The organism is Holophagales bacterium (genome assembly GCA_016719485.1).
Classification (GTDB): domain Bacteria; phylum Acidobacteriota; class Thermoanaerobaculia; order UBA5066; family UBA5066; genus UBA5066.
In genome coordinates this window covers 177,720-202,191 of record JADJZB010000020.1, presented here as the reverse complement: position 1 = coordinate 202,191, position 24,472 = coordinate 177,720, and the positions used below count along the sequence as shown (strand labels likewise).

Genomic DNA, 24,472 nt, shown 5'->3' with positions numbered 1-24,472 from the left:
AGCCTGATTTTCCAACAGGCCCGGCCAACTTTTTCGGGGAAATCGCCCGGAGAGGTGTTTTCCTGGCTCAGTAAGGGTCGAAGACCCGGACAACCCTGGGGTTCACCTGGCAGGTGACCTCGTAGGTGATGGTTCCGAGCTTGGCGGCCCACTCCTCGCAGGGGATCTCCAGCTCGCCGCTGGGGCCCATCAGGACGACCTCGTCGCCGACCTTCACGTCCGTCTCGGGCCCGAGGTCGACCATGCTCTGGTCCATGCAGACGCGGCCGACGAGGGGGTAGCTCCGGCCGCCGATGAGGACGCGGCCGCGGTTCGAGAAGAGTCGGTTGAAACCGTCCGCGTAGCCCGCGGGGATCGTGGCGACGTTCGTGTCGGCGGGAGCGACCCAGGTGCGGCCGTAGCCGATGGAGGTGCCGCGCGCGACCGGCTTCACGAACGAGACGCGGGTGAGGAGGCTCATCCCCGGCTTCAGGGGGATGGTCGCGGGCGTCTCGGGGTCGGGGCGGAAACCGTAGACCATGATTCCGGGCCGCACCATGTCGAGCCAGGCGGAGTCGTGGCCGAGGACGGCGCCGGAGTTCGCGCAGTGGACGAGGAGCCGCCGCCCGGCGGCCTCCTGGACGAGGCCCGCCGTGGTGCGGAAGCGGAGGATCTGCTCGCGCGTCCAGGTGACGTCCGCCGCGTCGCTCACGGGGAGATGGGTGAATACCCCATCGAGGACGACGCCGGGCAGGCCGACGATGAGCCGCGCCAGCTCGGGAGCCTCCGCGGGGCTGACGCCGATGCGACCCATTCCCGTGTCGACCTTCAGGTGGACCGAGGCCGGCCGGTTCGCTTCGGCCACCACTGCGGCGAGCGCCTCGGCCTCTTCCCGCGAACAGACGGCGAGCGTGAGGCCCGCCTCGATCGCGGTCCTCATCTCCCACGGAAACGTGACTCCGAGCTTGAGGATCGGGAGCCTGAGTCCCGCCTCGCGAAGCTGGAGCCCCTCGGGCACGTTCGCCACGCCGAGCCAATCGGCCGTGCCGGTCGCTTCCGCCATCCGCGAGACCTCGACGGCACCGTGGCCGTAGCCGTTCGCCTTCACGGCGACGAGGACCTTCCGCTCCGGACCGACGGCGGCACGGATGGCCCGGAGGTTGTCCCGGATGTTCCCGAGGTGGATGCGCGCGTGCGTGGCATAGAGGAGGCTCATCCGCGAATCACGACCTTCTGGACGTAGGGGCTCGTGCTCGCCGCCAGGAGCGCTCCGTAGCCGGGCCAGAACGCGAGCTCGTCTCCCACCTTCACATTCTCCTCCGCGTCCTCGACGTCGAGGATGAGGTGGTCGCTCGACCCTCCGAGGACCGTGATTCCCGGCATCAGCGGCTCGATGCCGTCCACGACGCAGTCCTGCCGGCCGAGGTTGCAGATGGCGCGCAGGTGGACCCCCCGGTCCTCGAACCGGGGCATGTCGCCGAAGGCGTCCTGCCCGCGATCGCCGATCGGCATCGAGGGCTTCCGCTCCACCTCGACGACCTCGGCGACGATCCGGAACGTGTCCTGACGGGTGCCGGGCCACGGGCTCCGGTCGATGACGTTGCGGCCGAGGACGATCGCCTCGCCGATGCGGAAATGGTTGATCTCCCGCGGCATCTCCCCGCTCGCCAGGAGCGGCAGGTTCGCGCTGTTGCCGCCCGAGAGGACGTTCAGGTCGAGGCCCGTCGCCTCGCGACAGCGGTCGCGCACCTCGATGAGAGCCTTCATGTTCGCCACCGTCGGGATGACCCCCCCGTAGCACGCGAGGTTGCAGCCCAGGCCGACGACCTCGATGTTCCGGAGCTTGCCGGCCCCGCGGACGATCTCGATGGCGCGGTCGGGCCAGACCCCTTCGCGCAGGTCGCCGACGTCGACCATCACGATGATCTGGTGCCGGCAGTCGTGCATCACCGCCGCCTCGGAGAGGAGCTCGATGGTGCGCAGGTTGCTGTTGAGGGTGACGTTCGCGCAGCGGACGACGTCGGTGCACCGGCTCGGAGCCGGGATTCTGAGGAGCATGAGGGGACGGTCGACGCCGGCGTCGGCCATCGACAGGAGGTTCTTGATCCGGCTGTCGGCCACCATGTCGGCCCCGCCGGCCACGAGCGCACTCACGACCGCCGGGTGCGCGCAGGCGACCTTCGTCACCGCCGCGACCTGCACGCCGTGGAAGTGGCAGAGGTTGATGACGGAACGGGCGTTCTGGGTGATCCGGTCGGGGTAGATCTCGAGGCGGGGCGTTCGGATGTACATGGGGCGGGGCTCCTGATGCCTGCTATGCCGATGCCGCCTGCGCGTCGATCCACCGGCGGAAGGTCGCGCGGACGTCGTCGGGGTAGGCGTGGGCGAGCGTGCCGAGAGCGCTGAAGCGGTACTCGGCGTCGACGAGGATCGTGGCCGACGAGTCGGGAAGCAGGTGCTTCCCGGCACCGGTGCAGACGGCGCGCAGGCACTCGGCGGCCCGCTCCACCTTCGTGAGCGCGCCACCGGTCGCGACGACCCACTTCACGGCGGTCAGGTCCTTTCCCTTCACGACCTGCCGGCGGCCGGTGGGGGTGTAGATGTCGGAGACGACGCCGGCGTGCCGGCGCGCGCCGATGGCGACCGCCTTCTCGCAGAGCCAGCGGGTGAGCGCCTTCTCGCGCTCGGTGGCGGGCAGCGCCGCGAGGTCGTCGAGGTGCGCTTCGGCCATCAGCTCGCCCGACAGCTCGACGACGTGCCGGGCGTTGACGTAGACGCCGAGGTCTCCCTCGACGGTCCGCTTGGCGCGGGGCTCCGGCTCGACGAGGCGGGAGTGCCACTCGGCGCCCCCTTCCGTCACGCTGTGGACGTCGGTCGTGGCGCCGCCGACGTCGAAGACGAGGCAGTCGCCCGCGACCTCGGCGAAGAGCTCGGCGGCCCGAAGGACCGCACCGGGCGTCGGGAGGATCCCGTGCCGCGTGAGGCTGCCGAGCCGCGCCATACCGGGCGCGTGGACGATGTGGCGGTTGAAGGCCTCGTGGACGAGGCGGCGGAGCGGCTCGACGTTGAGGACGTCGACGTCGGGGAAGACGTTCTCGGCGACGTGGAGCTCGACGCCCGCCGCGCGGAAGAGCTCTTCGACCGGCTTTCGGAGCGCGGCATTGCCGGCGTAGAGGACGGGCACGGAGAAACCGCCTCGGGCGAGGCTCGCGAGCTTCTCGGCGTTCCTGAGGACGATTCCCTTCTCGCCGAAATCGACACCGCCTGCGAGGAGGATGAGGTTCGGGCGGATCTCGCGGATCTCGTCCAGCTCGAAGTCGTCGAGCTCCCCCGCCGTCACCATCTTCACGATGCCGCCGGCGCCGAGGGCCGCCTCGCGCGCCGCGCGCGCCGTCATCGAGAGCGTCAGGCCGTGGACGGTCATCCGGAGGCCCCCGGCCGCCGAGCTGTTCACGAAGGTCTCGGCCCCGGCCGGGTCGAGACCGGAGGTCGTGGCGAGATGGGCGAGCGCCGCATCGACGCCGACACCGACGTCCCCCTCGGCGACGCTCGTCGGGGCGAAGCCCTGGGCGACGTGGTCGAAGCCGCCGCCGGGGAGGCGCACGAAGCCGTTCGCCTTCGTGATCGTCGAGCCGACCTCGAGCGTCAGGATCTCGATCCGTCTCATCGGTCCGAGCGGCCTCGCGTCTCGCCTCCCGGTTCCCTCTTCAGGCGGCGCCCCGCGCCCGGAGCGCCTTGACCATGGCGTTCACGACGTGGATTCCCTTCGTCCCGCGGCCGAACGTCGCGTCGAGGCCGGTCTCCCTGGCCATGTCGCGGTTCACCTGGGTACCGCCGGCGACGAGGACGACGCGGTCGCGGATCCCCTTCTCGCGGCAGAGCTCGGCGAGCTTCCTCATCTGGCCCCGGTGGACGTCGTTGTGACTGATGATCGTGGAGATCAGGATGGCGTGCGCGCCCGTCTCGATGGCGGCGTCGACGAGCTTGCCGATGGGCACCGACGTCCCGAGGTAGTGGTACTTCACGCCGTACTTCTCGATGCCGCCGTGCTTGATGTCGAGGATCTCGCGCAGGCCAACGCTGTGCTCGTCCTCGCCGACGGTCCCGGCGACGACCTTGAGGCCGACGGCCTTCACGGCATCTCGGAGCTCCTGCTCGGGGAGGATCACTTCTTTCTCCGGAATCTTCAGCGTCGTCCGGTCGATGTCGAACGCGACCTTCCCCTTCACCTCGACGAAGCACCCCTCCGCCGGGTGGAGGACCATCGTGTTGATGACCTCGGGGTCGACGAGGCCCATCTTCTTCGCCATCTCGACGGCGTAGACGGGAGCGATCTCCTCGTTCTCGGGGACGAAGAGCTGGACGAGGACCGTCCCGTCGCCCGCCCACTCGGCCTCGGGCTTGATTGCATTTCCCTTCCGGTAAGGAAGAGTCTTCTCGAGGCGCCTGTCGCAGTTGTCCTCGGGGTCGAGCTCGTCGATGAAGACGATCTTCTCCGGGCGGCAGAGCGTGCAGCCGCCGATCGGGTCGCACGGCTTCGACGCGCCCGCCGGGACGTGGTTCGTCCCGAAGTGGTCGCAGACGGGGGCCAGGTAGTCCGCGTCGCGGACGACGAGGGAGCCCGCGCCGACGCCGCCGTTGCCGTCGCGCGCGATGCCGTCGCCGCTGCGCTCGGGGTACTTGGCCGAGTCGACGAAGAAGCCCTTCTCCACGGCCGCGAAGTAGCCGCCCACCTCGAGGACCTCCTCGAGGAAGGCGACGGCGCGCTCCTTCAGGTCGCGCGCCATCTCGCCGAGCGGCCCGTCGTGGTTGAGGCTGACGAGCTCCTTGATGCCGTCGAGGGCGGCCCACGTCTGCTTCACCGTCTGGACGCCACGGATGTTGTTGTAGTGCCACGGCACGTTCCGCCCCTCGTCGGGGGTGATCGTGCTCTGGATGTCGGCGCGCGTGAGCATCGAGATGAGGGTGTCGACCGTGTGGGTCCTCACGGCCTCCTCGATGTCGGCCTCGATGTAGCGGGTGTTCTGCTGCGCCCGCATCTTGAAGTCGCTGAAGAAGTCGCGCAGGGCGACGGCATACGGCAGGTCGTACCAGAGCTTCGGCGCCGGCGGGGAGTTCGGCGGGACCGTGGAGAGGCCGATGAGGTCCTTGTCCATCCCGACGGCGACGGAGAACGCGCAGTTGAAGCCGTGCTGGACCATCAGCTCGGGCATGACGAGCCAGCCGGCCTTCGCCGTGGCGTTCGCGTTGTGCGCACCGTCGATCTGGAAGATCCGCGCCCCCGCCATGACCTTCTTCGCCTCCGCCGCGTCGACGAAGGAGCGGTACATGTTCACGTTGCGGTAGAGGACGTTGTACTGCGGGTCCTGGTGGGCGCCGTTGATCCCCTCCTCGGCGAAGAGGACGGCGACCTCGGGCCCGGCGACGCCGGAGACGTACGAGTGGAAGTTGATCGGGCGCCCGACCTCCTTCTCGATCTCGTCGCACGCCTTGCGGCTCGCGCGGATCTGCTTGCGCGTGATCGGCACGCCGCCGATCCCCTCGGGGGTCCCCTCGAGGAGGCCGTCGATGTGGCTCTGCCCCGTCGTCCGGATCACCATGATGTGGTCGGCGCCGTGCCAGGCGGCCATCCGCATCCGGCGAATGTCGTCCTCGAAGCGGCCCGAGGCGATCTCGGTCGTCACGACGCAGGAGGGCTGAGGGTCGATGTGGTCGAAATACTTGCTCGCCGGGAGTCCGATCGATCTCTCGAGCGGCGTCGACATGTCGCGGAAGTGGAAGGGGCCCATGTCGACGCCGCCTTTCGGCACGTCGCGCCAGGTCCACCCTTTCCGGGGCGGGTGATAGCTCTCGAGACCCTCGAGGATCCTCTCGATGTCGAGCTTCTGGTTCGGGGGAGTCGGCTTCGTCATTTCCCCCCTCGCTCCCGGCCTGGAAGAGCCCGTCGAGGACGGTGCGGTCGTCGAGGATCGCCTGCGCCGCGGCGCGGACGTCCGTCCCGGTCTTCCGCGAGACCTTCAGGACGACGTGCCCCGCCCCCTTGCCCAGGAGACCGGCGTCGAGGATCCGCTTCACGACCCCCTGGCTCGAGACCGAGTCGATCCCCATCCGGAGGAGGACCGACCGCTCGATGGAGGGGCTCGTGTGCCCCTTCGCGAGGTCGACGATCGGCTCGACGACCCTGTTCGTCAGCTCCCAGAAGCGGGCCTTCAGCTCTTCGTCGCTCAGCTTCGCGAGCGCCTCACGGCGCGTTTCGAAGCGGGAAATCCTGTCGTCGGTCATCGTCGTCTTCTCCGTTCAGGCGAGGGCCGGGACCGCCTGGCGAACCCAGGCCGGGTCCTTCTTGAGGTCGGCGGCAAGGAAGGCGACGTCGCCGTCGGTCCACTTCTCCGCCGGGTACAGCTTCGCGGCGTTCTTCAGGTAAGAGGTCCGGAGCTTGTCCATGTCCTGGACCCGGCCCCGTACCTGCTCCAGCCTCTCGGGAAGGACGATCGTCTTCCCCGGCACGTTCTCCGCCGGGTCGCCGACGCGCACCTCGATGCCGTTCTCCCGCGCGAAGGAGAGCTGGCGGTTGTGGTGCTTGCCGGCGCCCGTGTACTCGGTCTCCTGGACGACGACGATCTGGTCGCGGTCCATCTGCCTCGCGAGGGTCACGGCCGCCGTGAGGCTCGTGTTTCCCGCGGGGCCGCGCTCGAGCCCCTCGAGCTTCGTCATCAGCTCGGTGACGTAGAAGACCTCGCCCTGGCTGACGAGCTGGTACTCGTCCATGTAGCGCAGGCTCCGCGCCGCGTTGCGCGGGACGTCGACGCGGTCGGGCCACGTGGCGAAGGGGACGCCGAAGCCGGTGTGCCCGGTGGTGAAGCTCTTGCGGTTGAAGTCGCCGTCGGAGGCCATGTGCAGGCCCGCGAGGTCGACCGAGCAGGCGACGATGCGGGTGTCCGTGCACCCCTCGGCCAGGAGGCCGCGCGCCGTGCCGGTGAGGTTCCCGCCGCCGGCGTGGGTGATGACGACGGCGTCCGGGTCCTTCCCGGCGCGTTCGCGCACCTGCCGGGCGATCTCGACGCCGAGCGTCTCGACCCCGCGGATGCCGAACGGCGTGTAGAGGCTCGCGTTGAAGAAGCCGGTCTCCTCGAGCGTCCGCAGAAGGACGTAGAAGAGCTCCGGCCCGACCGAGAGGCGCTGGACCTCGGCTCCGTAGGCCTCGCAGGCCCGCGACTTCTCGAGGATCTCCGGCTGGCCGACGCCGCGGCTGTCGAAGACCTCCTGCAGGATGATGCACTTCAGGTCGCGCATCGCCGCCTGGCTCGCGACACCCGCGCCGTAGTTGCCGCTCGTCGCGGCGATGACCCCCGCGTAACCTCTCTTCTTCGCCTCGTATGCACTGATCGAGGCCCGGCGGGCCTTGAAGGAGCCGGACGCGTTCGCCGCCTCGTCCTTGACGAAGATCCGCGCTCCCTTGCCGGGCCCGGCGAAGGCGCGGACGGCCTCGGTGAGGCGCGTCAGCTCGTGGAGAGGCGTCCCGCCGACCTTCGTCTCGGACTGGATCCGGACGATGTCATCGAGGGTGTAGCCGGTCTCGGCCATCATCCGCTCGTAGTCGAAGGCGACCGGGCTCGACACGTAGGTGTCGAAGTCGATCCCGAGGCTCGCCTTCATGATCTCGTTCTTGCGGGAGAGGACGGCGGCGTAGCTCGTGCCCTTCATCTCAGCTCTCCCGAAGGCCGATGTGGAGGAGCTCTGGCACCGTCGCCCCGAAGCTGTGGTCGTAGCCCGGGTTGACGGCGCGCAGGACGCCGCGGTGCGTCCGCCCGATCAGGCTCGTAACGGAGGCCACCTGGCCGACCTCGGACTCCTCCTCGAGGAAGCCCGAGAGGCGCAGGACGTACGGCGTTCGCGCCGTGTCCTCCGGCAGGCCCGGGGCACGCTCCGCAGGCTGCAGGACGGTCGACTCGATCTCGACCCAGGTCCCCCTGGCGACACTCATGGCGCTCAGATCCGGCGGCTGTAGGCGCGCTCGCCCATGAGGGCGGCGGGGACCGGCAGGTCGACCATGCTCTTGAGGCCCGGCGTCGCCGCGACGACGTGCGGGATCATGTTCACGGCGACGCCCATCGTCGCGATGCCGCCGGCGATCTCGGGGCCGGTCGACATGTGGATCTCGGGCTTTCCGTAGATGTTGATGTAGTCGCCCGTCCCCTGCCCCTCGAGGTGCGGATGGATCTGCTGCGGGTGAACGAGCTTGACCACGGGCTTCTCGCCCGCGTAGCCGATGGCGACGTGCGCGCAGCCGGCGACCATGCCGGGCGCGACTTTCACGTGCGGCGTCTCGCGGTAGACCGTGCTGATGATCGGCTCGCGGCTCTCCTCGATGCGGGTCACCCCGAGGCCGAGCGCGTCGCTGATCATCCGGATGCTCTCGGGGAACCCGACGTGCCCGACGATCGATCCGTCGGCAACGCCCGCCGCGAACTGCTCGGGGGTCGTCCCGACGCCCTGCGTCTTCATGACGGTCGGGCCGTAGGGGGAGAGGTCGTTCACGCGGCTCGCCTCGATCCGCTCCACCTGGTGGCAGACGCCGGAGAGGACGACCACGAGGAGGTCGAGGACGAAGCCGGGATTGACGCCGGTCCCGAGGATCGTGACGCCGTGCCTCTTCGCGAGGGCGTCGATCTCGGCCGCGAGCTCGGGGCTCTGCGCCTCGGGAGCCGCCATCTCCTCGGCGATGGAGATGCAGTTGATCCCGGCCGAGAGAATCTTCTTCAGGTCCGGCATCTGCTCCTTCGTCCAGGAGGTCGTCGCGATGACGACGAGGTCGACCTTCGCCTTGTCGAGGACCGACGACGGGTCGTTCGTCACGGTGACGCCGAGGCGCCGGCCGCCGCCGAGGACCTCTCCCAGGTCCTTGCCGACGTAGTCGGGACGCATGTCGATGCCCCCGACGAGCTCGAGGCCGTCCTTCTCGAGGACGAGGCGGGCCATGCCGCTGCCCATGGCGCCGAGGCCCCACTGGACCACACGGAACTTCTTCATCTGGAATCCTCCTGCCGGACTCGCCCGTTCGAACCGCCCGGCGGGGACCCGCAGGCAGGAACAGTGGCAACGCCCGGGAGCGCATTTTAGCGGGATTCGCAGGATTCCGGACGAGGGGGGGCGCAGCCTCCCCCGGCTGAAATCCGGTCGCAGGAGTGTAGTCTCGAGGAAGTCGCCGTGAACCCGAGACTTCTCTTCCGCCTCCTGCGTGTCGCCGCGCTCCTCGCGATCTCGGCAGGCTCTTCCATGGCCCGGTCCGGCGCGGTCCCTGCGGCGGTCCCCGGCTCTCCCCGGGTCCTCGCGCGCGTCCCCGTCGGCGACGGCCTCGCCGACTCTTCTCTTCCCGTCTACGCGATACTGACGGGCCCGGACGGTGTCGCGTACGCGCTCACGTTCGTCCCGGCGGAGAGAGTCGCTCTCGCCCGGGACGCCCGGGTCCTGGCGACGGCCGGGAGCCCGGAGGAGTTCGTCATCGCGCTCGGCCGCCGACGGGGTGCACGGGCGAAGGCGAGGGAGATCGCCGACGTCGTCATGGACGACGGACGGCACGTCGTCGCGAGAGCCGACGAAGCCCAGGCGGAAGCGCTCGCGGTCGCGGGCTTCGACCTCACCCGGCTCCCGCCCGTCCCGATGGACACGTCTTCACGCGAGACGCGGGTCCCGCTCGCAGAAGCGGCCTGGGACGGGGCCGTGGCGGGAATGGTGGAGCAGGTGACCGAAGCCGGGGTGACCGAGCTGGCCGGCGGATTGAGCGGGGGGCGGCCCGTCTCGGTCGGCGGCTCTCTCGTCACGATCGCCAGCCGTCACACGAACTCGGGCCAGCAGATCGGCCGTGCGACGCAGTTTGCATACGAGAGGCTGGAGTCGTTCGGCCTCGCTCCCTCGTATCACGCCTGGCAGCGGGGTTCCGTGGCCGGCCGGAACGTCGTCGCCGACCTCCCCGGCGTGTCGCGCCCCTCCGAGATCGTCATCCTCTGCGCACACCTCGACGACATGCCTTACGGAAGCGTCGCTCCCGGCGCCGACGACAACGCGAGCGGGTCGACCGGTGTCCTCCTCGCCGCACGGATCCTGAGTGATCATCGCTTCCAGCGGACGATCCGCTTCGTCCTCTTCACCGGCGAAGAGCAGGGGCTCTACGGGAGTTCCGCCTACGCGGCCTCTCTCGCGGCGCAGGACGCCAACGTGGTCGCCGTCCTCAACCTCGACATGATCTCGTGGGACGGCGGCGGCGCTCCGACGCTGAGGCTCCACACCCGCACCCCGGGCAGCTCCGGCTACGCGGCGGATCGGGCCATTGCCGACACGTTCCGCGCCGCGGTGAGCCTCTACGTCGGGAACGCCCTGGCTCCCGTCGACGACCCCGACTGGAACGCGGCGAGCGACCACTACTCCTTCTGGTCCCGGGGCTGGCCCGCCCTCCTCGCGATCGAGGACGACGTGAACGACTTCACCCCTCACTACCACACGACGGCGGACACCCTCGCGACGCTCAACATCCCCTACTTCGCGAACTTCGTGAAAGCGTCCGTCGCCACCACGGCGCACCTCGGCGTCCTGGCGACCCAGGGGACGGCCTTCTACCCCCTCACTCCCTGCCGGGTCCTCGACACGCGCGAGTCCTCGCGCCCGGCGACGCTCGGACCTCCCGCGCTGGCCGCGGGCCAGACGCGCGCCTTCACCGTCGGCACGGTGTGCGGCATCCCGTCCGACGCCGCCGCCCTCGCGGTGAACGTCACGGTCACCGAGCCTCTGGCCGCGGGGTTCGTAACGCTCTTCCCGGGACGAGGCGTCGCGCCCGGCACGAGCAACGTGCACTTCCGGCAGGGGGGCACGCGCGCCTGCTCGTCCGTCGTCTCCGTCGGCCCCGGGGCCACGTTCAGCGCGTTCAACGGCTCCGCCGGAACCGCCCACCTCATCGTCGACGTGGCGGGAGTCTTCCGCTAGCACGATTCCGTGCCAGGCGTGAAACCGTGTATTGTTTTCAACAATACACGGTTTCACGCCTGGCACCGTCTCACCGTCCGTCCGCTGCGCGAGCGGACGGGAGACGCGGACGGCGGCCCGGTTCAGTTGACGGGTTTGCCCGCCTCGAGGGTGGCGATGAGGTTCTTCAGGTTGTTGCGGTTCCCGTCGTCCGGCGCCTGGGCGAGGGCCTTCTTCGCCGCCGCGAGGGCTTCCTTCGTCTTCCCCTGGGCGGAGTAGGCGCGGGCGAGGCCGACGTTCACCGGCCACACGTCCGGGTGCCTCTTCGCGTTGAGGAGGTAGACGGCGACGGCCTCGTCGGTCTTCTTCTGCGCCTGGAGCTGCCGGCCGTACATGTGGAGATCGATGACGGTCGCCGTCGGGTGCTCGAGCGCCTTCTGCATCGTCGCCTTCGCCGCGTCGGCCCGGCCGTTGGCCGCCTGCGCCTGGGAGAGCGTGGAGAGCGTCCGGAAGTTCTCCTGGCCGGTGAAGCCCGGGGTCGCCGCGTGCTCGGCCCACTTCAGCGCCTCGGCGAGGTTGATCTTCTTTCCGAGGCAGAACTGCGCCGCCTGCTCCCACGACTGCCAGTCGAAGCCGGTCGCGTTGCGCAGCTGGTTCCGCATCTGTCCCAGGTAGACCTCATTCACGTCGGACACCTGGACCCGGATCGGAATCTCCAGCTCGTCCCAGCGGAGGACGACGGTGGCCTCCTCCGGCTTCCTCTCGACGAAGTCGAAGGTCATCCAGTGCGTGTACGGGGCCTTGCGGGGCTTGACCTTCACGCGCAGGGCATCTTCCTTCGAGGTGTAGAAGTAGTGTCCCCACGACGTGGAGTTCTTCGAGAAGATGATCGTGAACTCCTCGGGACCGGGGACCATGAAGAGGCCGTAGGAGCCGGCCGCGAGCGGCTGACCCTCGACCTGCACGTCGTGCGACACGCGAAAGACGGTGTTCTCGTTGGCGCCGGCCCGCCAGGGGCATTCGTCGCCGCAGCTGCCGAACGAATCCTTCGACATCCCGTACGGGACGAGGCCTCCCCAGATTTTTCCGCGGCGGTCGGTGCCGTCGGGAGCCGTCACCTTCGGGCTGTTGTAGGTGATTCCGACCTCGACGGGGCCGATCCACTGGGAGACCGACGCCTTCTGGTTGTCGCCGCTCGGCGGACCGGCGAGCCGCTCGGCGGCGGCGGGGGCGGCCAGGGCCAGGGCGAGGGCAGGGATGAGGGCCGGCGCGAGCCGGAGCGGAGTTCGGGTCATCAGGGCCTCCTCGGACGCCGACACACCGGACCCCGGGCGGGCCCCGCTCGTGCCGGTCGTCGTGAATTCCGCTTCGAGATACGCTGCCGGCGGCGCCGGGTTTCCGGCTCCGCCGCACATGCTCGCGACGCTCCTCTTCGCCGCCTCCATGGCCGTCCCGGACGGCAACATGCTCCTCGGCCGCGAGGCGCAGGGGCGGGGGCTCTCCGGCGCCCCGGCGGCCACGGACGGACTCCTCGCGCCGGAGGGCGCCGCGGCGGCCGCGGCCCTGGCCGCCCGGCGGGTGGTCCGGCTCGTCGACCCGGAGGCATTCCTGGCCGTCGACCTCGGAGCGCCCCGCCCGGTAGGCGCGCTCCTTCTCCAGGCGGATGCCGGCGACACCTACCTCGTCGAGGCGTCCGTCGACGGCCGGACCTGGACCGGCATCCTGAGGGTCGAGGCGGGCGACGCCCTGTACGGGATGAGGACCCGCCGGGCCGAGCTGCCGGACCCGAGGGAGGCGAGGTTCCTCCTCGTTCACGCCGAGGGGGGCGATGGGACGTACGCCGTAGGCGAGCTCGCCGCATTCGCAGAGGCCCCGGGATACTGGCGGGAGCCCGTGGCCACGGCCGTCACCGAGAAGCCGATCCCGGAGGATGAGCTCCTCGTCGTGGGGAGAGGGCTCATCGCGCTCGCCGCCGCCCTCCTCCTCGCGTGGGGCGTCGTCCTTCGTCGAAGAGGGGCCCCCGCGCGCCACGAGAAGCTCCGCGACAGGGCGCTCGCCACGCTCGGCCTCCTGTCGGCCGCCGCCTTCTTCAACTTCGGCCTCTTCCATTTCGGACGGTTCGTCCACGTCTGGGACGCCTACCACTACGTGCTCGGGGCGAAGTACTTTCCCGAGCTCGGATACACGGGTCTCTACGAGGCGACCCTGGCCGCCGAGCGCGCCGCGGGACTCCTGCCACCCGGTACCGTGCTCCCGGTGCGCGACCTCGCGACGAACGCCATCGGGACGTCGAAGGCCGACGACGCGCTCGCGACCTGGCGGCCCCGCTTCGGCGCGCGCTGGGAAGCGTTCGTCTCCGACGTCCTCTGGTTCCGGACCCGGACGACCCCGGAGCACTTCCGCCGGATCCTGGTCGACCACGGCTACAACGCGACCCCCGCGTGGGGCATCCTCGGCGGCGCATTCGCCCGGGCCGCCGGACCGGTGACCGACCGCTCCGTCGGCCTCCTCTCGCTCCTCGATCCGGCTCTTCTCCTGGGCGCCTGGCTGCTCCTGTGGAGGGCCTTCGGGTGGCGGGCCGCGTGCGTCGCCCTCGTCTTCTGGGGGACGAACTTCCCCGGCCGGTTCTTCTGGAACGGCGGCTCCTTCCTCCGGATGGACTGGCTCGCCGCCGCCATGGCCGGCGTGGCGCTGCTCAAGCTCGGCCGGCCGCGCCTCGCGGGATCGGCCCTGGCCTGCTCGGCGCTCCTCCGCATCTTCCCGGGCGCGCTCCTTCTCGCACTCGGGGCCGCAGCGGCGTGGCGCTGGGCGCGGGAGCGCAACCGGAGCGCCGTCCGCGAGGAGCTTCTCGTGGCAGAGGGGGCACTGCTTACGGTCCTGGTCGCGGTTCCGCTCTCGCTCCTGGCGTCGGGCGGCTTCTCGAGCGTCCGATGGACGGCGTGGGCCGAGTTCGCCGACAACAGCCGCAAGCACCTCGCCACGCCCCTGGCGAACAACGTGGGGCTCGGCACGCTCGTGACGTGGCGCACCGCGACCCGCGCCGAGGCTCTCGTGAAGAACGGGGAGCGGGAGCCTCTGGCGGCCTGGAAGGAGACCAAGCGATCGGCGCTGGGGGACTCACGCCCGCTCCGGATGCTCCTCGCCGCCGCGTCGCTCGCGGCGGTGGTCTTCGCCCTTCGCAGGCGGCCCGCCTGGGCCACGGCCGCCGCAGGGGCAGGCCTCGTCTTCGTCCTGGCAGACCTGACCTGCTACTACGCGTCGGTCCTGCTGCTGCTCGGGCTCCTCTCGCTCGAGCGGGAAGAGGCGGGAGTCGTCACCTCGCTCCTCGCCGCGGCGACCTGCGCGGCGCCGCTCCTCTTCCGCTGGGAAGACGACCGCTCCGTGTTCGTCAGTGCACTGATCCTCGGCGCGTTCGGGCTTCTTCTCGCGCTTCTCGCGCGCGAGAAGAAGCCGAGGGGCTCCCGGAGCTAGAGCTCGAAGACGAACCTTTCGACCGGCGCCCAGCCCTGGGACTTGACCTCGTCGCCGCGCCAGACCGCCCACTGCGGGAGGCTCCCGGTATAGCTCTTCGTCATCTGGTGGAGCTGGAGCGCCGAGTTGGCGGCGAAGAGCCAGACGACCCGCCCGGGACTCCAGGGGCTCGGGACGCAGAGGTAGAGACCGTCGTCGGGGCGCGGGTACGTCACCCCGTCGTACGTGAAGAAGCCCTTTCCGAAGGTGACGGGCAGCTTCTCCAGGACCCGGGCGACGAGCGCGTTGTCCGAGGGCGGGCCGAGGAGGAAGAGGTCGCTCGCGGCGAGCTCGTCCTCGGTAATCTCGGCGTCCTTCACGACGGGCGGCAGCTCCTCGCTGTAGGCGTCGGCGAGCGTGGCCTGGAAACGGAGGGCGAGCGTGTGGTTCGCCTCGACTTGCCGCGTCGTCCCGTAGACGATCTTCGTCCGCTCGAAGTCGTCGGAGAAGTTGACGAAGGAATGAGGGTTCGCGAGGGGAACCGGGATGTCCCGCCCCGCGTCGAAGACGACCCGCCCGGGCTTCTGCGGAACGGCGAACGTCAGCTCCGTCCGCTCGCCCTTCACCTCGTACGGCCTCACGAGGCGCTTTCCGCCGGCGTCGATCGCGACGCTCCCGAGGAAGTGGTACGGCGATCCCGCCTGTGTCACGACGAGGGTCACCTTCCACTCCTCGCCGTCCGGCTCGGCCCGCGCCTCGACCTTCGGGTCGGGAAAGCCCTTCGCCTCGATCCACGGGGCCAGGAACGGCGCGACGTCGCGCCCGGCCGCCCCGGAGAGGGCGGCGACGAGCCCCGCGGTCGTCACGTCGCGGTTCCTGCTGGCGGTGAAGGCGGCGTCCATCGCCTTCAGGAAGGTGTCGTTACCGAGGAGGAGCCGGAGCTGGTGGAGCGCGAAGGTCCCCTTGATGCGGGGGATCTGGTAGGGCGAGCGGCGGCCGTACTCGCGCCTGGCCTCGCGGATCGCCACGTCGCCCTCCGCCGCCGCGAAGTACGCGGCCCTCGCGTTCAGGCCGGCGAGCTGGTCGCGGAGCGCGACGTGCGCCTTCGCCGCGTCGTCGGGGAGGCCCTTCAGGATCTGCCAGTAAGCGGCCGAGCCCGAGACGAGGCCGTTCTCGGCTTCGGTCTTCGGGAAGACGCTCCCCTTCCAGAGCTTCGGCTTGTCGAGCTTGAAGAACGCCTCCACGCCGGCGAGGTCGAGGGAGGGCTCCTTCGCGACCGGCGTCGTGGCGGCCGCCTCCTGCGCCTTCGCCTCCTTCAGCTTCTGGGCGATGAAGACGGGACTGAAGACGGCGTAGCCGAGGGTGAGGTGAGGGATGGCGCCCGGGTGATCGGGCATCCGGCGATTCCCCGCCACCGGGAACTTCTCGCGCAGGGTGACCTTGCCGTAGTGGGCGAGGAAGACGAGCTTCTCGGCCATCTCGGCCGTCGTGACCTTCCCGTCGCAGGCGTGCGGCCGGTTGATCGGGGAGGAGGCCCAGAGGTTCACCGCCTCGATCGCGTCGATCTTCCCCTTCACCCGGTCGTACCACTTCCGGAATGCGACGTCGCGATCCCACGGCCCGTAGACGGGGTCGAACGGCGCGTCGTCGGGCTGGACCCCGTATTCCTTGCGCACTTCCGGGTCGCGGGCGTTGTTGTTCGCCCAGAGGAAGCCGGGCGTCCCGAACGGCGCGAGGTCCTCCTTCGTCCGCCAGAGCTTCGACGTCTTCGTCCCGAGGAGGAGGATGGCGACCTCGTTCGTCTTGACGTCCGCGATCGGCCAGTCGTTCGTGTACATCCCGTTGTTGTTCTCCCGGAGGATGCGCGCGACGTCGTCGATCGAGCTCGCGTACTGCGCGGCCTTGCGGATCCGGTTCGACATCGGGGTGCCGTCGAGGTTCCACGGCGTCTGCGCGACCGTCGTCTCGCCGATGAGGATGCCGGCCGCGTTCATGTAGTAGTCCGTCCCGGAGTGGATGCCACCGGGGAAGGTCTGGTAGACGAGGCGGTGGCCCTTCGACGGGACGACGTCGGCGATGACGTTGAAGTGGACGCCCGTGTATCCGGCCCACATGAAGATCTGGCCGAACACGGGGCGGCCGTCCTTCGTCGCCGGCCCCGTGGCCACGAACGAGGAGCACTTGTGCGCCCGCTCGGGGATCTTCGCCTCGTCTTCCGACGTCAGGAAGCTGCGACCGGTCAGGGGATGGGGCGTCGTGCGCAGGGCCGACCTGACGTAGTCGAGGTCGATGGAGGAGTTCATCGTCACGACGTCGAGGAAGTCGACGGCACGTCCGTCGATCTTCGCTCCCGCCTTCGCGGCGCCGTCGGCGATCCCCTTCATCTCGAGGAGGTACTCCTCCTCGTACTTCCGCAGGAAGACGGCGTCGGCCATGAAGCGCATCTCGGCCCAGGCGCCCGGCCCGTCCTTCGGGTTCTCCTGGATGCCGAGCTTCTTCGCGTAGCCGGCGATCTCCTCGGAGAGGAGCGTCCCGTACTGGAAGCCGCGTGCGTACGGCTCCCCCTCGACGTGGACGTAGATCCACCCCTTCTCGTCGTAGCGGAACGCCGGCCCGTGCCAGCGGACCGTCTCCATCGGGACGAGCTCGCGGACGTCGGTCACTTCCTCGAGCGTCACGTCATCGAACCAGGCGGTCCCGGTCGCCGTGCCGTTCAGGCCGAGGTGCAGGCGGACCCGGTCCTTCGCGGTCGTCGCGACGAAGAGCGTCTCGACCTTCTCGAAGGGGCGCGTCGCGCCAGAAGCGGGCGAGTGGTTCGTGAAGGGAAACGACGCCATCGTCAGCGCCGCGGCGACGGGCGTCGGGTAGCGGCCGGTCGGGTCGGAGACGGCCTTCTCGGTCCTCACGAACGCCGAGAGGCGATAGACGTGGCCGACCTCGAGCAGGACCTCGGCCGAGGACACGGCGACCGACGCCGGGGCCGGGGCCTGGAGTCGCAGGCTGGCGGACCCACCCCGCGCGACCGCGGCGTCGCGCGACACGGTGGCATCCGTCCCGAGCGAGCCCTCGACGCTCCACGAGACCGCGAGCGGGCCCGAGGCCTCCTCGAAGCCGCCGTTCGGAACGGCCGGCGGCGCGCCCGCGGCAGAGAGCGCGGCAGACAGAAGAACGGCGGCGATCAGGTGCGTGCATTCCATCGATCGAACGTTCACGGTTCCTCCCCCGAAAGCCCGGGACGCGGGATCGTACCGTCCCGGCCGTGACGGCGCTCACAGACCCGTCCGCGACGAGATCCGGCCCGCGCCCGGCCGCCGTAGTACGCGTGTCCTCGGAATCGAAGCCACGACAGGAGAAGAGACATGAAGCACCTCGTCACAGCCGCGTCCCTCACCGCGCTCCTCGTCAGCGCCTCGGCCGCGCCCGCCGCCGACACCGTGGTCTGGTACCCGTCCGTAGTGAATACGGAGGGCCTGGGCGGCGCCAAGTACTACTCGGTCCTGAGCGTCTGGAATCCAGCCGCCACCGAGATCACCCTCACGGTGGACGGTTTCGTCTCGAACACCTCGGGCCTCTCCGCCCCGACCGCGACGGTGACGGCCACCGTCCCCGCCGCGACTCACGCCACCATCCCGAACGTCCTCGCCGCTCTCTTCGGCGGACTCGAGGGTCTCGCGGCCGCGCGCATCACCGCGAGCGGGCCGGCCACCTTCTTTCACTCCGTCGTGAACGACCAGACCGCCGCGGGCAATGGCCAGACGCTGCTGAAGGTCGACAACGCCCGGGGCGAGAACGTTCTCTCGGGCGGGAGCCTCCTGCAGCTCGCGAACGCGAGCGCCGAGGACCGCGCGATGGGCAAGGGCAAGCGGACGAACGTCGGCTACTTCAATCCGAGCTTCGACACGAAGACCGTGACGTTCCGCGCCTGGACCTCGAATGCCACCCTGATCGGGGAAGAGGTTCGCTCGATCCCCGCCTGGAGCCAGGTGCAGCAGCCGGTCTTCGACCTCGTCCCGCCCACGACGGCCGGGAACACCGTGCACGACGACTTCCTCGTGACGTTCGAGGTGCAGGGGGGTGGGCTTCTCGTCTACTCCACCGTCGTCGACAACAAGACGAACGACGGCGTCTACCAGGCCGCACAGTAGGCCCCCGGCCCCGACCATCCACGCTGCTCGCCGGCGGCTCGGGGCAGGGACCCAGTCCCTGCCCCTTTCCCTTTTCAGAACGGCCGGCCGAGGAATACGAAGAAGTTCGTGCTCCCGCCGTAGCCGGAGACGATTCCGGCGTAGATCGGGCCGAGGACGGTGTCGGCCCCGGCGTAGATCCCCCCCGCGGGGCGCAGGCCCGAGAGGCTCGTCTCCTCGCGGCGCGTCCAGACGCGCGCCAGCTCGAACGTCCCCCCGACGTAGACACCGCGGCCGATGCGCGTCGGGAGGCTCGCGATCCGGTGGGAGACCGAGGCCGAGAGCGACGCCGCCCGCTCTCCTGCGACGTTCTCGCGGGAGAGGGCGGAGACCCTGCTGAAGTCGGCGAGCGTGAAGAGCATGTAGTAAGGCGGGTCGCTGCCGAGCGTGTCCTCCCAGCCCGCCGAGCCGATCACGGTCGTTCGCGCTCCGAGCGGCAGCACCTGGACGCCGCGCGCGAAGAGCCGGTAGAACGACGAATCCGAGCCCATGTCCTCGCGGAAGGCCTCCAGCCGGCCGGCGGCGAGAGTCCCGCGGCGCGGGAAGGCGAGGTCGTCGAGCGTGTCGTATCCGACGTAGCCGAAGAGGCCCCCGTGGTCGAAGCTCAGGTCTTCCTGCGGCGCCTCCGCGAGAACGATGTCCGCGCCGCCCGTGCCGCGGAAGACGCCGGCGTGAATCTGCCCGTACGACCCGAGCGACACCCCTCCGTCGAACGCCGCCTGGAGGACCGACACCTGTGCCTCCCCGACCGGTCCGCCGGGAACGCTGACGCGGGCGAGCGACCGCTGGTAGAGGACGCTGGCGCTGACGAAGAACCGGCCGCGGTAGTCGAGCGGCTGGTAGTACTCGAGGTTCGCGCCCGGGACCGTCCCGAGCTCGATGGTCGTCTTCAGCTCGCCGCCGCGCCCGTTCAGCTGCATGGAGTGGAGGGTGGCGCGGAGCGCGAGCGTGGCATTCCCGTCGAAGTTCGCCTCGAAGGCGCCGCCGACGCGGAGAAACGTCGGGCCCCACGACTTGGGTCGCGCGTCGATCAGGAGGACGTTCCGGCCCTCGTCGCGCAGGAGCCGGAAATCGACCGTCTCGAAGACGCCCATCTCGTAGATCCGGTCCAGGTCGCGCCTGAGGACCGCCACGTCGAGCGGGCTCCCCACCCGCGTCTCGAGCCGTGACGTGATCTGGCGGGTGTCGACCCCGGCGCTGACGGTCTGGATCGCGTCGACGACGGGAGACTCGGGTCGGCGCCCCCTCACCCTCTCGCGAAACGCGCTGTACTCCTCCTCGGTGACGGAGAGGGCCGACAGCTCCTTCGCGAGGGCGCGTCCCGCCGCCTCCCCGCGCGCCACGAGATCGGCGGCGCGGGCGAAGTCCATCGACGGGATGTCCCCGACCCGGGGCCTTACGACGACGCTCGCCCTCAGGAGGGCAGCCGACACGTTCTGCCGGATCGGGAGGCTGATCGTCCGGCTGAGGACTCCGCCGAACGACAGGAGCTTCTCGGGGTCGAGCTTGTCGCTCGAGACGTCGACGGCGACGACGACCTGGGCACCCATCGCCTCCGCCTCGGCCACGGGGAGGTTCTCGACGAGGCCGCCGTCGACGAGGAGCCGGCTCCCGCGGGGAACCGGCGAGAAGACGGCCGGCAGCGACATGCTGGCCCGGATCGCCTCGGCCAGGCTCCCGTCCGAGAGGACGACCTTCTCGCCGGTCGTGATGTCGGTGGCGACGCACCGGAAGGGGATCGGAAGCGCGTCGAAGCTCTCGACCCCGACGGTGCCGAGCGTGAGCGACTTCAGGAGGAAGCTCAGCTTCTGGCCCGCGACGAGGCCCGACGGAAACGCGATCCCCTTCTTCGTCAGGCCCATTTCGAGGTCCACGTAGTTGAGGACGTCGTCCTGCTTGCGCCGGTACGAGAGGCGGTCGCGGGACGGCCGGTCGTCGAGGAGGTCCTCCCAGTCGGTCGTCAGGAGGAGACGCTCCATCTCCGCCGGCGACATCCCGGAGGCGTAGAGGCCGCCGACGATGGAGCCCATGCTCGTCCCCGCGACGACGTCGACGGGGACCCGCAGCTCCTCGAGCACCTTGAGAACGCCGACATGTGCGAAACCGTGGGCCGAGCCTCCGGAAAGCACGAGACCGACGCGCGGCCTCTTCGGGGTTTCGGCCGGCGAGGGGGACGCGGCGAGGAGGAGAGAGAGGGCGAACGCGCCCCGTGCGGCCCGGCGCATCGGCGCCCATGATAGCCGCGCGTGGGGTGAGGACGTCATGGGACACTACCGGGAACGTTACCGTCCCCTCGGCACAGGAGGTCCCCGGATGTCGAAACCGAGCTCATCGCTGATCGCAGTCCTGTTTCTCGCACTCGTCCCACCCGCGGCCGCGGCCCCCCCCGCCAACGACGCCTGCAACGCCGCAACCTCGATTCCCGCCCTCGAGCTCCCCTTCAATCAGTCGCTCGACACGACCCAGGCGACGTCCGAGGGCGATCCTGCCGTCGCCTGCGTCACGCCGGCTCCGGGCAAGTCCGTCTGGTTCACCTTTCGTCCCGAAACGTCGGATTCCTATGCCTTCGACACCGCTGGCAGCACGCCCGCCGGCTACCAGCCCGTCCTCACCCTCTTCACGGGCAGCTGCGGCGGGCTGACTCCCGTCGCGAACGCCTGCGACCGCGGCCGCATCGTCGCCTCGCTCACCGCCGGCACGACCTACACGCTTCTCGTCGCCGGGGCGGCCGTCGTCGTCGACCCGGAGATCCGGATCGCCGTGAACGGCGTCGACCTTTGCCCCAGCGGGCCGGGGCCCGGCGGCGGCGGCTGCGGGTCCACTTTCGACGTGCATGTCGGCGAGCAGATTTCCGCCCGCGCCTACAACGGTCTCAACGAGACCCTTCTGACGACCGGTGCGTTCGCCTGGACCCTCGGAACGAACGCGAATCCGGCCACCGCCACGGGCCCCTCGGCCGCCTTCGCGTACACCGCTCCCGTGGCTTCGACGACCGTCGACCTGACGTGGACTCCCCCGGGCCAGAGCCCGATCACCCGCCAGGCGACGATGATCGTCACCGGCGCCTCCGGCGTCGCTTCGCTTGATCGCACGCCTGACGGACCGTTTCCGCTCGCTGCCGGGGAGACCGCCACGCTTCCGACCTCCGGCGGAGTCCTGAGGCTCCTCGTCCAGCGCGACGCGCCCGTATGGCGATACACGAGCATCGTCCCTTCGGTCGCCAACGTCACCAACGCCGCCGGTATCCCCTACGTCTCCGACTTCTCGGTCTCGAACATGCAATCGACGGAGTCCGTCGTCGGGATCGAGCTCTGGACGTCGGCCGGTCGGCGCGAGTCCTCCCTGATCCGCCTTTCCCCCTACGGCTCGAAGACGATTCGTGACGTCGTGAAGACGGCCTTCGGCCTGGAGCAGACCTTCGGTTCCCTGCTCGTCTTCTCCACCGGATACGTCACGGCGGGCGCGAGGACGTGGGCGCCCGTCGCGGGCGGGGGTACGAACGGCCAGTTCGCGCTCGCCGGTGACGTCAAGAACCCGTCGTCCGCGGCCATCCTGCTCACGGGCGAGATCGGCGTTCTCACCGGTGTGAGGCAGGATTCGGCCTTCAGGACCAACGTCGGCGTCTACAACCTGAGCGAGAAGGAGTGCGTCGTCGAGGTCGAGGCCCGCGGCGAGGATGGCCGGCGCGTCGGATCCCAGCTCGTCCTCACGGTCCCCGCCACGCGCTACGTGCAACAGTCGCTCGGAGACGCCACGGGAAACAACCTCCCGTCGGGCTCCGTGCTCGTGACGAACGCCACCTCGGGCTGCGTCGTCGGGAGCGTTGCCTACGTGATCGACAACGTCACCCAGGACCCGCTCGCCGTCGCGCAGCGCAAGAGGCCCTGAGCCACCGACCCGCCGGGCGCGCCACTCGCGCGCCCGGCGGCGTCACATCGACGCGTCGTGGACGATGCGCCAGCCGCCCTTGAACCTCACCAGGTTCAGGAGGGTGAGTCCCTCCGCCGCGGGCTTGTCGGCGTGAGAGATCTTCCATCGTGCGACGAGGCCGATCGCGTCGATCGGCTTCTTCGAGGGCACGGGTGCGAGAACGTCGACCGACAGCACCTCGAACGAGAGGATCCCGCGCGCAGCCGCGTCGGGGTAACGGGCCTTGTAGCGCGCGAGGACCTGCTCACGACCCTTCGTCAGGCCGAACGCCGTCAGGAAGAGGGCGTCGTCGGCGTAGACGGCGCAGAAGGCGTCGAGGTCGCCCCGGTTCCAGGCGGCGGCCTGCGTCTCGAGGAGGGTCCGCGCCTCCGTTGCGACCGCCGCTGGAGCCGGGACCCGCTTCGGGCCGATTGGTGGCTCGGACATGGCGGTCGAAGCGACGAGCGCAAGGGCGAGGAAGGCCGGAAGGAAGCGCGCCATGGGCGAATCGTAACTGGCTTCAACCATCAGCCCCCCCGCTTCGATTCCTCGACGGTGTTCAGGTAGAGGGCCGAGAGGTACTCGTCGAGGCTCGGGGCGAGGTCGACGAAGCACCCTTCGGGCGTTCCGTCCCAGTCCGGGAGCCCTTCGACGTACGCGACGATCCGCCCGTAGCGCCCAGGAGCGAGATCGACGTAGAGGACGGAGGTCCCGCCGTCGGCCGCGATCGGAAGGAGGCCGGGGCGCAGGTCCTTGAGCCGCCGTTCGACCTCCAGCTCGTGGAGGATCAGTCCGCCGGGCGACCGGCCGGGATACGGATGCCGGGTCGAGTAGAGCGAGTAGAAGCAGAGCAAGAACGGCCCGGATTCCGTCGGGAGCTCGAAGATGTAGTCGAGCTTCCCGCCGTTCGCGACGGCCAGGAAGTCGACCAGCTCGGAAGGGAGCTTTTCGCCGACCGCTCCCTCGATGGCGGCGATCTCTTCTTCCGTCGGCGGCGCCTTCGGCGCGTCGACCTCGAGGTGGGGGTGACGGCCGCGTCTCATGAGCGTCCATTCTCGCCGGTCCGCGGTCCCGCGAGGGGGGCCGGCCCTCATCGCGTCCTGGGCAGCTGGACCACGAGCGTCCCGGCCCCCACGAGCAGGAGGCCTGCGATCTCGCGAAATCCGAGCTCTTCACCGAGGAAGGCGACCGCCAGGAGCGCGATCTGCGGGAGCATCAGGCCGTTCACGACGCTCGACTCGACCGCGGTCAGGGTCTTCAGCGAGCGGTTCCAGAGCGTGAACGCGACGGCGGTGTTCACGACCGCGAGCCACGCGACGACGGCGGCCGTACGCAGGTCGAGCGGCGGGAGACCCTGGAGGGCGACGCCCCCCGAGAGGAGGGCGAGGGCGCCCACGGACAGGCTCACGAACGTCACGGAGAGAGGCGGCAGGGACGACTCGCGGTTCACCTTTCGACCGAGGAGCGCCCCCGCGGCGTTGGCCGAGAGCGCCACGAGCGCGACCGCGACGCCCGCCGCACCCGGAACGGCGAGCGATCCGGGCCAGAAGTAGAGGACGGCGCCCGCGGCCGCCATCGCGACGCCCGCCCCCTGAAGCGGCGTCGGCGGCTCGCTCCGCGCGAGGGCGCTCGCCAGAGCCACGAGGGCGGGCGTCATCGCCAGGAAGATGCTGACGGTCGCCGCCGGGAGGAGCGCGAGGGCGGCGAACTGGGCCCCCTGCGCCACGGCGATGTAGACGAGCCCGAGGAGAACCAGCCAGCCGACCGTCGCGCGCGGGGCCTCGCGCAGGCGCCGTCGTCCTTCCGCCGGGCCGAGCGCGAACGGGGCGAGGCAGAGCGCCGCGAGGCCGTACCGGAGCCCGGCGAAGGGAAGGGGCGGAAGGCTCGCCGCGAGCCCGACCTTGATGAGGACCCAGGACGTCGACCAGAGGAAGGTGACGAAGACCGCGGTGAGGAGGGCGGAGAGGCGCCCGGGCGCGTGCGGTGCCACGGAG

At 70.1% G+C, this 24,472-nt stretch carries 17 protein-coding genes and 1 pseudogene; 4 read left to right on the top strand and 14 right to left on the bottom strand.

Translation table 11 applies throughout. From position 1 onward, the window contains the following. Positions 1-67: 67 nt before the first annotated feature. The 8 genes and pseudogenes from alr to IPN03_11155 all read right to left on the bottom strand — a co-directional run bounded on the left by alr (position 68) and on the right by IPN03_11155 (position 9,009). The gene (gene alr / locus IPN03_11190; GenBank protein MBK9374267.1) at positions 68-1,195 is read right to left on the bottom strand and encodes an alanine racemase; all 1,128 of its coding nucleotides are present in this window, start codon (positions 1,193-1,195) and stop codon (positions 68-70) included. Further along, positions 1,192-2,271 (bottom strand): alanine/ornithine racemase family PLP-dependent enzyme, encoded by a 1,080-nt coding sequence (locus tag IPN03_11185; GenBank protein ID MBK9374266.1) that lies wholly within the window; start codon positions 2,269-2,271, stop codon positions 1,192-1,194. The genes alr and IPN03_11185 overlap by 4 nt, the downstream gene beginning before the upstream one ends. 22 nt (positions 2,272-2,293) lie before the next feature. Beyond that, on the bottom strand, positions 2,294-3,646 hold the full coding sequence (locus IPN03_11180; protein ID MBK9374265.1) for a glutamate mutase L: 1,353 nt from the start codon (positions 3,644-3,646) through the stop codon (positions 2,294-2,296). Between the two features lie 40 nt (positions 3,647-3,686). Beyond that, positions 3,687-5,891 (bottom strand): cobalamin-dependent protein, encoded by a 2,205-nt coding sequence (locus tag IPN03_11175; GenBank protein MBK9374264.1) that lies wholly within the window; start codon positions 5,889-5,891, stop codon positions 3,687-3,689. Between the two features lie 22 nt (positions 5,892-5,913). Beyond that, a pseudogene (locus tag IPN03_11170) lies at positions 5,914-6,261 on the bottom strand (ornithine aminomutase subunit alpha). Between the two features lie 15 nt (positions 6,262-6,276). Continuing rightward, positions 6,277-7,683: a pyridoxal-phosphate dependent enzyme gene (locus tag IPN03_11165; protein ID MBK9374263.1), complete on the bottom strand. Its 1,407-nt coding sequence runs from the start codon at positions 7,681-7,683 to the stop codon at positions 6,277-6,279. Between the two features lies 1 nt (position 7,684). Next, a complete protein-coding gene (locus IPN03_11160; protein ID MBK9374262.1) occupies positions 7,685-7,963 on the bottom strand; it encodes a hypothetical protein in 279 nt (92 codons plus the stop codon). A 5-nt stretch (positions 7,964-7,968) separates the two neighbouring features. Continuing rightward, the gene (locus tag IPN03_11155; GenBank protein ID MBK9374261.1) at positions 7,969-9,009 is read right to left on the bottom strand and encodes a dihydrodipicolinate reductase; all 1,041 of its coding nucleotides are present in this window, start codon (positions 9,007-9,009) and stop codon (positions 7,969-7,971) included. Positions 9,010-9,186: 177 nt separating this feature from the next. Between IPN03_11155 and IPN03_11150 the strand changes: the two genes are divergently transcribed. After that, complete coding sequence (locus tag IPN03_11150) at positions 9,187-10,956, top strand: Zn-dependent exopeptidase M28 (GenBank protein ID MBK9374260.1); 1,770 nt, start codon at positions 9,187-9,189, stop codon at positions 10,954-10,956. 122 nt (positions 10,957-11,078) lie between these two features. Here the strand turns inward: IPN03_11150 and IPN03_11145 are convergent, their stop codons facing one another. After that, the gene (locus IPN03_11145; protein ID MBK9374259.1) at positions 11,079-12,230 is read right to left on the bottom strand and encodes a DUF2911 domain-containing protein; all 1,152 of its coding nucleotides are present in this window, start codon (positions 12,228-12,230) and stop codon (positions 11,079-11,081) included. 118 nt (positions 12,231-12,348) lie between these two features. On the opposite strand from IPN03_11145, the gene IPN03_11140 reads away from it, so the two are divergent. Continuing rightward, positions 12,349-14,406 (top strand): discoidin domain-containing protein, encoded by a 2,058-nt coding sequence (locus tag IPN03_11140; GenBank protein ID MBK9374258.1) that lies wholly within the window; start codon positions 12,349-12,351, stop codon positions 14,404-14,406. On the opposite strand, the gene IPN03_11135 is transcribed toward IPN03_11140, so the two are convergent. Beyond that, positions 14,403-17,597, bottom strand: a complete 3,195-nt coding sequence (locus IPN03_11135; GenBank protein MBK9374257.1) for a hypothetical protein — start codon at positions 17,595-17,597, stop codon at positions 14,403-14,405. The genes IPN03_11140 and IPN03_11135 overlap by 4 nt on opposite strands. Before the next feature lie 147 nt (positions 17,598-17,744). On the opposite strand from IPN03_11135, the gene IPN03_11130 reads away from it, so the two are divergent. Beyond that, on the top strand, positions 17,745-18,530 hold the full coding sequence (locus tag IPN03_11130; protein ID MBK9374256.1) for a hypothetical protein: 786 nt from the start codon (positions 17,745-17,747) through the stop codon (positions 18,528-18,530). 74 nt (positions 18,531-18,604) lie between these two features. Here the strand turns inward: IPN03_11130 and IPN03_11125 are convergent, their stop codons facing one another. Further along, entirely contained in the window at positions 18,605-20,794 is a 2,190-nt protein-coding gene (locus tag IPN03_11125) for a patatin-like phospholipase family protein (GenBank protein MBK9374255.1), read from the bottom strand. Positions 20,795-20,882: 88 nt separating this feature from the next. Between IPN03_11125 and IPN03_11120 the strand changes: the two genes are divergently transcribed. Beyond that, positions 20,883-22,457, top strand: a complete 1,575-nt coding sequence (locus IPN03_11120; GenBank protein MBK9374254.1) for a hypothetical protein — start codon at positions 20,883-20,885, stop codon at positions 22,455-22,457. 42 nt (positions 22,458-22,499) lie between these two features. On the opposite strand, the gene IPN03_11115 is transcribed toward IPN03_11120, so the two are convergent. From IPN03_11115 to IPN03_11105, 3 genes are read right to left on the bottom strand one after another with little or no spacing between them, the layout of a single operon-like run. Further along, positions 22,500-22,979, bottom strand: coding sequence for a nuclear transport factor 2 family protein (locus IPN03_11115; protein MBK9374253.1), 480 nt, complete (start codon positions 22,977-22,979; stop codon positions 22,500-22,502). A 26-nt stretch (positions 22,980-23,005) separates the two neighbouring features. Next, complete coding sequence (locus IPN03_11110; GenBank protein MBK9374252.1) at positions 23,006-23,521, bottom strand: SMI1/KNR4 family protein; 516 nt, start codon at positions 23,519-23,521, stop codon at positions 23,006-23,008. Positions 23,522-23,568: 47 nt separating this feature from the next. Continuing rightward, positions 23,569-24,468 carry an EamA family transporter gene (locus tag IPN03_11105; protein MBK9374251.1) on the bottom strand — a complete coding sequence of 300 codons (900 nt, stop codon included), beginning with the start codon at positions 24,466-24,468 and terminating at the stop codon, positions 23,569-23,571. Between the last annotated feature and the right edge of the window lie 4 nt (positions 24,469-24,472).